We start from the raw sequence: 13,099 nt of genomic DNA on the forward strand, positions 1-13,099 counted from the left end.
CCCATATCCATATGCACATATAGCCCATATGCGCCGTATGGTATAGTATTTCTCACGGCCTTCGATCCACAAGCCCAACCGGGAATGGATCGGCCCGACTCACGCTTGATGACCGTCACATCCGACCCGGAACGGGGACATGGCCGAACACTATCTCAAACGGGAGCTTTACGAGCTTATCCGAGGCGACGCGCAAAGTTTCGATTTTTTGCAGCAGGCCACGCTCGACGGCATCTGGTTCTGGGATTTGGAACATCCGGAACATGAGTGGATGAGTGACCGCTTCTGGACCATGATGGGCTACGATCCGGCCGGCAAGCAGCCGTTGGCCAGTGAATGGCAGTCACTGGTTCACCCGGATGACATGAAGTCCGTCCAGCAGGCGCTGGAAAGACATTTCGCCGATCCCGCCTGTCCCTTTGACCAGGTCGTCCGCTATACCCATCGGAACGGTTCGACACTGTGGATCCGTTGCCGCGGCATGGTCGTCCGTGATGACCAGGGACGCCCCGTGCGCATGCTGGGGGCCCATACGGATATCACCCTGATCAAACAGATCCAGACAGCACTGGAGACCCGTACCCGGGATCTGGCCCGCATCGCCAGGGCCATGGACAATGCCCAGGAAGGCATCATCATTACCGATGCCCAGGCCAGGATTCTGTCGGTGAACCGGGCATTCACGCAGATTACCGGCTACACGGCCCAGGAAGCCGTCGGCAACAATCCCCGCATGCTCAAATCCGGCCGGCATGACGCAGATTTCTACCGCGCCATGTGGTGGGACATCATCCAAACGGGCACCTGGCAGGGAGAAATCAGGAATCGTCGCAAGAACGGTGAAGAGTACCCTCAATGGACCGCCATCAGTCGGGTGCCGGGGGAGGATGGCGAACATGACTATGTGGCGGTATTCAGCGATCTAACCGACAAAAAGCAGGCCGATGAACGCATCGCCTTTCTGGCCCATTATGACCCGCTGACAGGACTACCCAACCGCCATCTGCTGATGGATCGCCTCCACCAGGCCCTGGCTTATCATCAACGCCAAGGCCTCCATCTGGCCCTGATCACTCTGGACATCGATGATTTTGTCGCCATCAATGAACGACTGGGTCATCAGGCCGGCGATCAAATCCTGGGCCGTATTGCAAGGCGTCTGCAGGACGCATTGCGTGAGGCTGATACGGTTTCTCGCCTGGGCGGAGACGAGTTCGTGATCATCATCCACTCGCTTACGGATCCCGAGCAAATTCATGCCATCATCCGCAAACTCCACTCCGGCTTTGTCCAGCCCATGGACAGTGAGCATGGTGATATCAGCCTCACCGCCAGTATGGGTATCGCACTCTCACTTCCGGACGTTGATGCGGATACCCTGCTGCGTCACTCCCATCACGCCATGTTCCTGGCCAAGCAGAAAGGCCGAGGCGCCTTCCACATCTTCGATACGTCCCACGCCCGGATGATGGACGAACTGCGCGAGCAAAGGCAGCGCATCCATCAGGGCGTGAAACAAGGTGAATTTGTGCTCTTCTACCAGCCCAAAGTGGACCTCAGAAGTGGTTGCGTCAGGGGCGTGGAGGCACTGATCCGATGGCGTCATCCCGAACGGGGAATCTTGTCCCCGGCCGAATTTCTACCCCGGATCATCGGCACGGATCTGGAGTTTCAGGTGGGTGACTGGGTGTTGACCGAGGCATTACGCCAGATGAGTAGCTGGAAAATGAACGGCAGGAACATTGCCGTTAGCGTCAATGTCGCCGCGCCACACCTGCTTCAGCACGGATTTGCCAGCAAACTGGCCGACATGCTGCTCAACCATCCCCAACTGGCCCCGGGCGATCTGGAGATCGAGATTCTGGAAAGCGCCGCCGTCGAAGACTGGCAAATGGCGGCACTGGCAATGCAGGACTGCCGTACGCTGGGGGTCAGGTTCGCGCTGGACGATTTCGGTACCGGCTATTCCTCCCTGGTCCATCTGCGACGCCTGGCACTGGACACGCTCAAGATCGACAAGGGCTTCGTGGGTGACATGCTCGAAGATCCCGAGGATTTCAGCATCGTGGAAAGCGTCGTCAGTCTGGCCATTTCCTTTCAGTTGGAAGCGGTTGCCGAAGGCGTGGAAACGGAACGCCATGCCCGCGTACTGATGAAGATGGGGTGCCCGACGGTCCAGGGTTTTGGTATTGCACGCCCCATGGAAGCCGACCGGATCATCCCGTGGATCGAGGACTGGGAACAATCGGGCCTGTGGAAAGCACTGAAGCGTAAGTCCTGATAAGAACTTCCACCAGGCCGGAGGAGGCAAATGCCTCCTCCGGCAGAGTCGCGTAGTGGAGGAGGATTCACACCCTCCCGATAAAACGGGCTACATCCGTTCAGCCGCCATCTCCTGGACCTGCTGCAACATGGCCGGATCGCTCTGCAGGGTCATGGCCACCTGGTTGTACTCTTCCACGCTCATGCCTTCATCCTGCACGGCGGTGATCATTTCTTCCTGGGCTTCCTGCTGCAGGGCCTGGGCCTCGGCCTCGTCACTCACGTCTTCGAGCTTGCGGGCAAAATCATCCCGGATATGCTGCACTGACACAAAGGCATCCACGAAACGGTCCAGGGTATGCGGATCCACCGTGGCACCCTGCTGTTCCATTCCCGCCGGCGGCTGGGCGCCGAAATTGCCTTCCTGCTGCTGGGCCATGGCATGGGAACCGGCGCCGATAAGCAGGGCGGTGGTCAGGGCGATGGGCAGGCTGTGAAGGAAAGTGCGCTTCATGGGGCGTCTCCTTTTGGTTCGTTGAATGTCACGGTGACTTTTGCAGACATCGTGCCAACCATGGAGACATGCACCATGAAGATCATAACCATTTGATTTAATTTGATTAAAAATCGGATAGCCGGTGAGGCCCATGGCTTGTCCAGGTGAGTCATGATGACACATGGGCCAGTCTGCCACGTGCGCCAGGGACACAACGCTATTCGACTGTTCGCCGGCCGGTGACCATGAGACGTTGGCATCAGTGATCCTGGTCGTCGGATATCTCCTTGCCCATGGGTGCCTCTTCCGTTTCGCCCAGACGTCGATACAGGGTCCGGCGACCGATGCCGAGCACCCGGGCCGCCTGGCGCTTGTTGCCGTCCAGTCGCCGCAGCACCCAATGGATATACCGGGATTCCACCTCCGCCAGGGTCGGCATGGGTTCGTCATCGGACCACACCGCCGACAACACGCCGGTCTTGCCGGCATCCTCCCGGGCCGGATCCAGACGCTCCGGCAGATCGCGCACCTCGATGGTGTCGCCGCGGCAAAAGGTCACCGCCCTTTCCATCAGGTTGGTCAGCTCCCGCACATTGCCGGGAAAACCATGAAGCCGCAGACGACGCATGGCCTCGGGCGAGATACCACGGATATCACGGTCCATGGCGGTGCTGAAGCGGGCCAGCAGACGCGCCGCCAGACGGTCGATATCCTCGCCCCGCTCCCGCAGGGGAGGGACCTGCAGGCGAAAGGTTTCCAGGCGGTAGAACAGGTCCTCACGAAATTGCCGCGCCCGGATCATGGGCTCCAGATCCCGGTGAGTAGCGGCCACCACCCGCACATTGGCGTCGATTTCATGATTGCCACCCACGGGGCGGACCCGGCCATCCTGCAGCACGCGCAGCAGCTTTGCCTGCATGGCCATGGGCATCTCACCGATCTCGTCCAGCAACAGGGTGCCGCCGTGGGCTTCGGCAAACAACCCCCGTCGGGCTTCCCTGGCACCACTGAAGGCACCTGCCGCGTGCCCAAACAGCTCGCTCTCCATCAGTTCGCCGGGAATGCCGGCGCAGTTGATGGCCACAAAGGCGCCCCCGGAGCGGTCGCTTTCCGCGTGGATGGCCCGGGCCACCAGCTCCTTGCCGGTCCCGGATTCCCCCGTCACCAGCACCGGCCCGGAGGCCCGGGCAATCCGGCGCACCTGCTCATAGAGGGCCTGCATGGGCGGACTGCTGCCGATCAGGCCGTGAAAATCATCGGCCCGCAGCAGGGCCTGATAGCGCTGCACTTCCGCCTGCAGGTGGCGGTTGCGCAAGGCCCGGCGCACCCGAATGACCAGATGATCCAGGTCCACCGGCTTGGTGAGAAAGTCATCGGCACCCAGCTTGAGGGCTTCCACGGCCTGGGGGATCGTGCCGAAGGCGGTCAGCATGATGAAGGCCGGGGGCAGGGGCAGGCGCCGGCAGTGGGCAAGCAGGGCGAGTCCATCCTCGCCGGGCAGGCGCAGGTCACTGAGCACCAGATCCACGGGACGGGTTGAAAGGATCCCCTGCGCCGAGACCACATCCTCCACTCCTCGCGCCGCCAGCCCGGCGTCCGCCAGCTCATCCAGCACCAGTTCCCGATGGGCCGGATCATCCTCCACCACCAGCACCAGACCCGGCGGGGACTTGGAGACATCATGGCTCATCGATACGCTCCAGCGGCAGACGGATCACCAGCCTGGCGCCCCCCAGGGGGCTATCCTCCACCTGGATCTCCCCCTGGTGTTCCGTCACCGCACCATGGGCAACGGACAGCCCAAGACCGGTACCACGACCCACTGACTTGGTGGTGAAAAAGGGTTCGAACAATCGACTGCGGTGGGCCGGATCGATACCCGGTCCGTCATCGTCCACCCGCAGTTCCAGCCGGCCATCAACGATGTCCCAGGACACCCGCACCTGCCCCCTCGCGGCATGGAGGGCGTTTCTCAGCAGATTGGTCAGGGCCTGTTCCAGCCGGGGGCGGTCCATGGACAGGGTAGGACCGACATCCTGGGTGACCACCCGAAGACTCACATCCGCGTCCCGAGCTTCCTCGGCCACCTGGGTCAGAGCCGCCTTGACCAGACGCCCCACCAGCTCCGGACGGGTGCAACTGGGATTGCGGCGCCCGAAATCCAGCAACTGTCGCACGATCCGATCCATCCGCTGCACCTCGCAACGAATCTTCATCAACGCCTTGCCCGTGCCGCTGTCCGCCGAGGCATGGCGCAGGGCGCGCTGGGCCTGGCCATTGATTACCCCCAGCGGCGTCCCCAGTTCATGGGCCACACCGGCCGCCAGCCGACCGATGGCCGCCAGCTTTTCCGATTGCCGCAAACGCTCCTCCAGAGCCGCCTGTCGCCGGCGCTGAAACTCCAGTTCCTTCTCCGAGCGCTGGATACCTTCCAGCATCCGGTTCATGGCCCGTGCCAGCATCTGCAGCTCATGGGGACCCGCGGGCTTCACCCGGGCAAGGCGGTCGCCCTGACCGACCCGGGCCATGACCGTCACCAGACGATCCACATGCCTGCCCACGGCCCGCTGATGCCCCCAGAACACGATGGCCGGCAGCAGCAGGCTCAGGGCCGCCAGGGCGAGCAGGGCACGGGAGCGGACCTGGGCCAGGTCATCGCGAAAGTCACTGCCGTGGCGCGTCACCTGCAACAGGCCGTTGATGCGTCCGCCGGCATCGGTCAGGGGCATGAAAAAGGAATACACCTCGTCTCCGCCGCGGTCGTCATAGGCCCCGTGGGTACCCGTCACCGTCGCCAGGCGCGCATCCCGTCGCCGTTCCATGGAAGGACTGCGGGGGCCGCTGGCGGCAATCAGTGCACCGGAATCATCATAGACATAGGCGCCGTACACCTGGTCGATGCGAAAGGCCGAATCCAGGGCCTGCTGGATCTGGCCCCGGCGGTCACGGGCCAGGGCGTCGCTCAGGGGAAGCTGGATCGCCCGCGCCACCAGTTCGATATCCTGCTGCATGCGCATTTCCACCTGGGATTCCAGGCTGCGCAGGCCGGACCAGCCGGCCAGCATGACCAACAGCAACAGGGGGAACAGGACAAAACCGAGCAGGGCGGTGCGCAGACTGTAGGGGGAGGCGGGAAACACCATGGGGCCACCCTAAAAACCAGGACTCAGGGTGAGTCACTCTAACACACCCGTGCCCCATGTCCGGCTCAGCGCTTGCCGGTCCGGCCGTTTCCTTCACTGCGATACCCGATACGGAATCCTCCCCAGTGCCGTCCCTTCACATAGATCGGCACCGACAGGTCGTGCATCACCTCTCCCGTATCACGCTTGTAGGTCTGCAACAGATAAGGTTTCTGGTGGCTGCCGCAACGGGAACCGGTCCGGTCCTTGAAGATGCGCTTGGTGCGGTTGTTGATCAGATCGCGCTGATAGTCCCCGGTCAGGGGCTGAGTGTAGCGACGGTTGTGGGTGGGGAAATACCCCCGATCATCCACCGCGCCGGCATAGGATACATGGTCGTCGCGCTCCAGGATCGGTTCCTGAATGGTGGGCAGCACCTGGTCGGTGAAGTCATCGAAGCGTGTCTTGTACTTCACCGGATCCGTGCCGGGAATCGGTTTGTAGTTGCGGTCAAACAGATCATCCAGGCGGATGCGGCCCTTGTCGCAGGCCTCGGCAAAGGCACGTCCCACGGCGGTGGCGGCCTGCTCCGCTTCCCGGCGCATCCGGTCATGGATGCCGCCCAGCCCCATGTCCCCCAGCAGTTCGTAGATCAACTCCGCCCGTTCCGAGAGCCTGTCCGCTTCGGTGGAGAGGGTGGTCACATCCTGCTCCGTCTCGCTCAGGTGGGCGCTGACCGTCTGGATGGAACCCGTGACCTGATCCAGATGGGTATGGTTTTCCTCGCTGCCACTGACCACCGTCTGGATGCTGCGGTCCGCTGAAGCGGAGTGTTCCAGAATGGCCGTCAGCTTCTCATCCACCGTGGCCGTGCGTCGCGCGCTCTCCTCGACGGCCTCCACCAATTGATGAATCGTGGCGACGGCATGGGAGGTCTCGGTATGGATCTCATGGACCATCTGCGCAATCTCACGGGTGGCGGACGAGGTGCGCGTGGCCAGGCCTCGCACCTCGTCCGCCACCACGGCAAACCCGCGGCCCTGCTCTCCGGCCCGGGCCGCCTCGATGGCCGCGTTCAAGGCCAGCAGGTTGGTTTGCTCGGCAATCCCCGTGATGACTTCGGTGATGCGCTGGATCTCCCCGGCCCGGCTCTCAAGACTGGTCATGAGCGCGGAGGCCTGCTGCATGCGCTCCTTCATCTGTTCCATGTGTCGCAAGGCATCGGCGACACACTCATGCCCCTCATGACTGGCCTGATTGGTACGCCTGGAACTTGCCACGGCCTCGCCGGAGCTTTGCGCGGCGGCCTGGACCGTGGCCGAGATCCGGGTGGAGGAATCGGCAATGCCGTTGACGCTGGTGACCTGTGCGTGGACCCGTTGCTTGAGGGCATTGCAGGAAAAGGCCACTTCGGCCGCCGACACGGCGATGAGCGATCCGGTTTCCGCCAGCTTGTCGGTCAGATTCCGGTAACGGTTCAGCTGCCTGGACACGGCCTCGATCCTGGGATCGGCCCCGACGGGCATGGGGCCACCCTGAAGCTGCCCGTACAGGGCCTGAAGGTCACGCTCACGGGGGGCAAACCAGCGGCGCTCCAGCAGCAGGAAGGTGATTGCCACGGCCGCAACGGCACCGACCACGACCGCCGGCAAGCCGGGGCCCATCAGCCAGTGCATCAGCAGGGCGAACACGACCGCCCCCCCGCAGACAGCCGCCGCCCATGTCAGGCGAATCAATATGGATCGGTCCATCCTTTTGCAGTCCCCTCAAGCCTCGTGCCGGAAAAAATAGCATATTGCCATATCACAATGGCGGCACCGACCGCGAGGACTTGATGCCGGATGCCCGTCAGTCTCCGTCCAGGCCCAGATCCTTCCAGATCTCGTCCACCCGCCGTTTCACCGCCTCGCTCATGACGATGGGGGTCCCCCATTCCCGGGTGGTCTCGCCGGGCCATTTGTTGGTGGCGTCAAAACCCATCTTGGACCCCAGCCCCGATACCGGGGAGGCAAAATCCAGATAATCAATAGGGGTATTGTCGATGGTGACCGTATCCCGGCCCGGGTCCATGCGGGTGGTCATGGCCCAGATCACATCGGTCCAGTCCCTGGCATTGACATCGTCGTCCACCACGATGACGAACTTGGTATACATGAACTGGCGCAGAAAGGACCACACGCCCAGCATCACCCGCTTGGCGTGCCCGGCATACTGCTTGCGGATACTGACCACCGCCAGGCGGTAGGAACAGCCCTCCGGCGGCAGATAGAAATCCGTGATCTCGGGAAACTGCTTCTGCAGGATGGGCACGAACACCTCGTTCAGGGCCACCCCCAGGATGGCGGGTTCATCCGGTGGCCGTCCGGTATAGGTGCTGTGATAGATGGGGTTCTTACGGTGGGTGATGCGCTCCACGGTGAACACCGGGAAGTTGTCCACCTCGTTGTAATACCCGGTGTGGTCTCCGAACGGCCCTTCCGGCGCCATGTCATCGGGATGAATCACCCCTTCCAGGATGATCTCGGCAGTGGCCGGCACCAACAACTCGTTACCGATGCAACAGGTCAATTCGGTGCGATCCCCGCGCAGCAGTCCGGCAAAGGCATGTTCCGACAGGGTATCGGGCACCGGGGTCACCGCGCCCAGGATGGTGGCCGGATCGCAGCCCAGCACCACGGAGACGGGGAAGGGCTCGCCGGGGTGATCGATCTGCCAGTCACGAAAATCCAGGGCACCGCCACGGTGGGAGAGCCAGCGCATGATCACCCGGTTGCGTCCGATCACCTGCTGGCGGTAGATGCCCATGTTCTGCCGTTCCCGCCGCGGTCCCTTGGTCACCACCAACCCCCAGGTGATCAGGGGGCCGGCGTCGCCGGGCCAGCAGGTCTGCACCGGCAGGTTGCCCAGGTCCACGTCGTCGCCTTCCAGCACCACCGCCTGACATTCGCCGCCCCGCACCTTCTTGGGCGCCATGTCCAGCACCTTCTTGAAGATGGGGAGCGTCTTCCAGGCTTCCTTGAGGCCCTTGGGCGGGTCCGGCTCCTTGAGGAAGGCCAGTAGCTTGCCCACTTCCCGCAGGGCCTCCACCGAGTCCTCCCCCATGCCCATGGCCACCCGCCTCGGGGTGCCGAAGAGATTGCCCAACACCGGCATGTCATACCCGGTGGGACGCTCGAACAGCAGGGCAGGGCCGCCGGCCCGCAGGGTACGGTCGCAGATCTCGGTCATTTCCAGATTCGGGTCCACGGGAATCTGGATACGCTTGAGTTCTCCCTGGGCCTCCAGGCCGGAGATGAAGTCACGCAGGTCGCGGTATTTCATGGGTTTTCCATATATTCACGGATAACGATGGCAGGGCACGCCCCCCGGCCATTAGATCACAGATCAAAACAGGCCAGTACCGGCGCATGATCCGACGGCCGCTCCAGACGGCGGGGTGCGGGATCGATCTCCGATCCCAGACACCGCTCCGCCAGGGCCTGGCTGGCCAGGATCAGATCGATCCGCAGGCCCCGGTTGCGCCGAAATGCCGCCGCCCGATAATCCCACCAGCTGAATGCGCCCTCCGGCTGCTCGAACCGACGGAAAACATCTTCCAGGCCCAGATCGAGCATGGCACGCAAGGCCGCCCGCTCCGGGGTGGAACAGAGAATCCGTTCATGCCAGGCCGCCGGGTCATGGACATCCCGATCTTCCGGGGCGATATTGAAATCCCCCAGCACCACCACCCGATCATGACGGGCCAGTTCCGATTTCACGAACGCCGTCACCCGGGCCAGCCAGTCCAGCTTGCGGGCGTACTTGTCCGAGCCCACCTCCGAGCCGTTCACCACATACAGGTTGATCACCCGGACCCCGTTCACCGTCGCAGCCAGGATGCGTCGCTCGGGGTCATCGACACCAGGCGGATCGGTCACCGGATCCTCTCCCGGCACGCGGGTCAGCAAGGCCACCCCGTTATAGGTCTTCTGCCCTGCATACAGGCAGTGGTAACCCGCCGCCCGCAGTGCCTCCAGCGGGAAGGCCTCATCCACCGTCTTGGTTTCCTGCAGCGCCAGCACATCCGGCTGCTGCCCTGCCAACCAGTCCAGCACATGGGGCAGGCGCACCTTCAGGGAATTGACGTTCCAGGTGGCGATCTTCATGCCGCCGCGTCCACCAGCCCCGAATGTCGCAGCAGGGCCTCGATCTGCGGATCACGACCGCGGAAGGCCCGGAACAGCTCCAGGGCAGGGCGGGCGCCACCCTGTTCCAGGATTTCCCGCAGAAAAGCGGTACCCACCTCCGGATTGAACAGACCTTCCTCCTCGAACCGGGCGAAGGCATCGGCCGACAGGACCTCGGCCCACTTGTAGCTGTAATAACCGGCCGCATAACCACCGGCGAAGATGTGGGAAAAGCTGTGCTGAAAGCGGTTGAAGGCGGGGGGAATCAGCACCGCCACCTGGCGGCGCACCGCGTCCAGGGTATCCTGAATGCGTCCCCCCCGGGTCGGGTCGTATTCCGCGTGCAGACGCATGTCGAAGAGGGAAAACTCCAGCTGGCGCACCATCTGCATGGCGGCCTGGAAATGACGGGTGGCCTGCAGCTTGTCGAACAGGACACCGGGCAGCGGCTCGCCGGTTTCATGATGACCGGCGATGAGATCCAGGGCTTCCCGCTCCCAGCACCAGTTCTCCATGAACTGGCTGGGCAGTTCCACCGCATCCCATTCCACACCGTTGATGCCCGCCACGTCCGGATAGTCCACCCGGGTGAGCATGTGGTGCAGCCCGTGGCCGAACTCATGGAACAGGGTCAGCACCTCGTCATGGGTGAAGAGGGCGGGCTTGCCGCCCACCGGCGGAGTGGAATTGCAGGTCATGTAGGCCACCGGCAACTGCAGACGCTCGCCGTCGCGCAGACGGTTCAGGCATTCGTCCATCCAGGCACCGCCGCGCTTGCGGGCACGGGCATAGAGATCCAGATAGAACCGGGCTCGGGGCGTGCCGTCCGGGTCCTGAATCTCGTAAAAGCGGACGTCATCGTGCCAGACCGGAGCATCCGCCACCGGGGTGATCCGCACCTGATACAGGCGCTCCACCAACTGGAACAGCCCCTGCAACACCCGATCCACCGGGAAGTAGGGCTTGAGATCCTCCTGAGAGAGATCATAGGCATGCTTGCGCAGCTTTTCCGAGGCATAGGCCAGATCCCAGGCCTGCAGGTCTTCAAGCCCCAGGTGGTCCGTGGCGAAGGCCTGCAGGGTCTCCAGTTCCTTGCGGGCGGCAGGACAGGCCCGCTGCGCCATTTCTGACAGGAATTCCACCACCTGTTCCGGCGATTCGGCCATTTTGGTGGCCAGGGACAGATGGGCATAGCTGGGATACCCCAGTAACCGGGCCTGTTCATGGCGCAGGGCCAGGATCTGTTCCATCACCTGGGAGTTGTCGAAGCGGCGGTCATGGGGGCCCTGGTCGGAGGCCCGGGTGACATAGGCCGTATAGACCTCGCGGCGCAGGTCTCGATCGTCAGCATAGGTCATGACGGCGTAGTAGGACGGGAATTCCAGGTTGATCAGATAACCGTCTTCCTTGTGCTGGCGGGCATTCTGCAACAGCATCTCCAGGGCGGAGTCAGGCAACCCCCTGAGATCTTTCCCATCGGGAACGATCCGTTTCCAGGCCTGGGTGACATCCAGGACGTTTTCCTCGAAACGGGAGGTGAGCTGGGACAGTTCCTGGGCAATGGCCTTGTAGCGGGCCTTTTTGTCTTCGGGCAGATCGACGCCGGAGAGGTGAAAGTCTCGCAGGGCATTGTTGATCACCCGTTGCTGGGCGGGGGCCAGTTCGGCGAATCCGGAACCATCGGCAATGCTGCGAAAGGCCTGGAACAGAGCCAGATTCTGACCCATTTCCGTGGCATAGTCGGACAACTTGGGCAGGCAGGCATTGTAGGCCTGGCGCAGTTCATCGCTGTTGACCACGGAGTTCATGTGCCGCACCGGTGACCAGATCCGATTGAGGCGGTCTTCCAGCAGGGACAGGGGATGGACCAGGGTCTCCCAGGTGAAGGGACCGGGTTGGTTCAACAGGGCCTGGATGGCGGCCCGGTTGTCGGCCAACACCTGATCCACGGCGGGTTCCACGTGTTCCGGACGAATCTCGGCAAAGGGGGGAAGTCCCTGCATCTGGAGTAATGGGTTATTCATTGCAGTTCCGGCATCAGATTGAGTGTTGAACATCCGGGGCAGGGTAGGGTGTAGCAGACCGATGCCTCGATGTCTGACTGTTATATACAGGTAATGTATCACAAGCCTGACGGGGCAATGCGGGCCAGCACCACCCATGCCAGGGCGCCGGCGGTCAGCAGAAATGAGAGACCGCTGAGCCGGGCCAGCCAGCGATAGCGTCGCACCAGGCGATCCTCGGAAATGGCGGAGAGGATATAAGGGCGACGCCGGTCAGGGCCCCGGCTCATGATATGGACCGCCGGGGCATCGGCGCGTTCAGCGCGACGCAGCAAGGCCTTCTGGATGGCTGCCTGCCGGGCGCGTTCCCATTCCTCCATGTCGATCTCACCATCCTGGTTGGTGTCGAAGCGCTTCATGATGGACGCGTCCTTCTTCCAGCGACCGAGAATCTCCGCCACCTCCAGGTTCAGCGGACTGTCATCGCTGGTCCCCTGGGTACGGAAGTAGCCGATGGCGTAGAGATCCTCGTCCAGGTGCAGACGGCGTTCCGTATAGCGATACTGGCCCATTCCCAGCAGACTGCCCCCACCCGCGGGACCGATCAGGGGTCTGGGCGCGCTGCCATGCCAGATATCCCGGTGCACACAGACCACCTGTGCGCCTTCCGGGTCGATCAGGCATTCTCCCGTGTCATCCTGCAACAGGAACAGGTTGTCACTGCGGCCCTGTTCAACACGACGCCAGGTCTGATTGCGACCAGCGCTATCACGCCGCTCGATTTGATAGGTATACCAGGCACAATGAGTGCCCGTCAGGGGGGCGATGATGGGAGGTCCCGGCATCAGCCGGGCCTGACCCACCAGTTCCAGGTACCCCTGGGCCGCAGACCGGATGCGGGAGGTCGGGGTATCCGCGATGAGGCGCTTGCGGTAACTGCCGCGCATGAATCCCCAGAGCGATCCCAGCAGGAGCAGGACCAGAACCGCAACAAGGAAGGCATACTCCCCGGCATCCATGAGCCGGACCGAGGTGGCCATGCCCTCCAGC

The 13,099-nt window shown here is 62.8% G+C and carries 9 protein-coding genes; 1 reads left to right on the forward strand and 8 read right to left on the reverse strand.

The features are described from left to right. Positions 1 to 139 precede the first annotated feature (139 nt). Complete coding sequence (locus ECTPHS_RS07400; protein ID WP_008932093.1) at positions 140 to 2,281, forward strand: GGDEF domain-containing phosphodiesterase; 2,142 nt, start codon at positions 140 to 142, stop codon at positions 2,279 to 2,281. 90 nt (positions 2,282 to 2,371) lie between these two features. On the opposite strand, the gene ECTPHS_RS07405 is transcribed toward ECTPHS_RS07400, so the two are convergent. The 8 genes from ECTPHS_RS07405 to ECTPHS_RS07440 form a co-directional block, all read right to left on the reverse strand. Continuing rightward, positions 2,372 to 2,776, reverse strand: coding sequence for a DUF4168 domain-containing protein (locus ECTPHS_RS07405; protein WP_008932094.1), 405 nt, complete (start codon positions 2,774 to 2,776; stop codon positions 2,372 to 2,374). A 241-nt stretch (positions 2,777 to 3,017) separates the two neighbouring features. Next, on the reverse strand, positions 3,018 to 4,448 hold the full coding sequence (locus tag ECTPHS_RS07410) for a sigma-54 dependent transcriptional regulator (RefSeq protein ID WP_008932095.1): 1,431 nt from the start codon (positions 4,446 to 4,448) through the stop codon (positions 3,018 to 3,020). Further along, positions 4,438 to 5,901 carry a sensor histidine kinase gene (locus ECTPHS_RS07415; protein WP_008932096.1) on the reverse strand — a complete coding sequence of 488 codons (1,464 nt, stop codon included), beginning with the start codon at positions 5,899 to 5,901 and terminating at the stop codon, positions 4,438 to 4,440. The genes ECTPHS_RS07410 and ECTPHS_RS07415 overlap by 11 nt, the downstream gene beginning before the upstream one ends. 65 nt (positions 5,902 to 5,966) lie before the next feature. Continuing rightward, positions 5,967 to 7,631, reverse strand: coding sequence for a methyl-accepting chemotaxis protein (locus ECTPHS_RS07420; protein WP_141565292.1), 1,665 nt, complete (start codon positions 7,629 to 7,631; stop codon positions 5,967 to 5,969). Between the two features lie 97 nt (positions 7,632 to 7,728). Then, positions 7,729 to 9,201 carry a 4-hydroxy-3-polyprenylbenzoate decarboxylase gene (gene ubiD, locus ECTPHS_RS07425; protein WP_008932098.1) on the reverse strand — a complete coding sequence of 491 codons (1,473 nt, stop codon included), beginning with the start codon at positions 9,199 to 9,201 and terminating at the stop codon, positions 7,729 to 7,731. A gap of 56 nt (positions 9,202 to 9,257) precedes the next feature. Beyond that, positions 9,258 to 10,025, reverse strand: coding sequence for an exodeoxyribonuclease III (gene xth / locus ECTPHS_RS07430; RefSeq protein WP_008932099.1), 768 nt, complete (start codon positions 10,023 to 10,025; stop codon positions 9,258 to 9,260). After that, on the reverse strand, positions 10,022 to 12,070 hold the full coding sequence (prlC, locus tag ECTPHS_RS07435) for an oligopeptidase A (protein WP_040405430.1): 2,049 nt from the start codon (positions 12,068 to 12,070) through the stop codon (positions 10,022 to 10,024). The genes xth and prlC overlap by 4 nt, the downstream gene beginning before the upstream one ends. A 98-nt stretch (positions 12,071 to 12,168) precedes the next feature. Beyond that, positions 12,169 to 13,089 (reverse strand): GIDE domain-containing protein, encoded by a 921-nt coding sequence (locus ECTPHS_RS07440; protein ID WP_168044653.1) that lies wholly within the window; start codon positions 13,087 to 13,089, stop codon positions 12,169 to 12,171. Between the last annotated feature and the right edge of the window lie 10 nt (positions 13,090 to 13,099).

It is taken from the genome of Ectothiorhodospira sp. PHS-1 (assembly GCF_000225005.1).
Classification (GTDB): Bacteria; Pseudomonadota; Gammaproteobacteria; order Ectothiorhodospirales; family Ectothiorhodospiraceae; genus Ectothiorhodospira.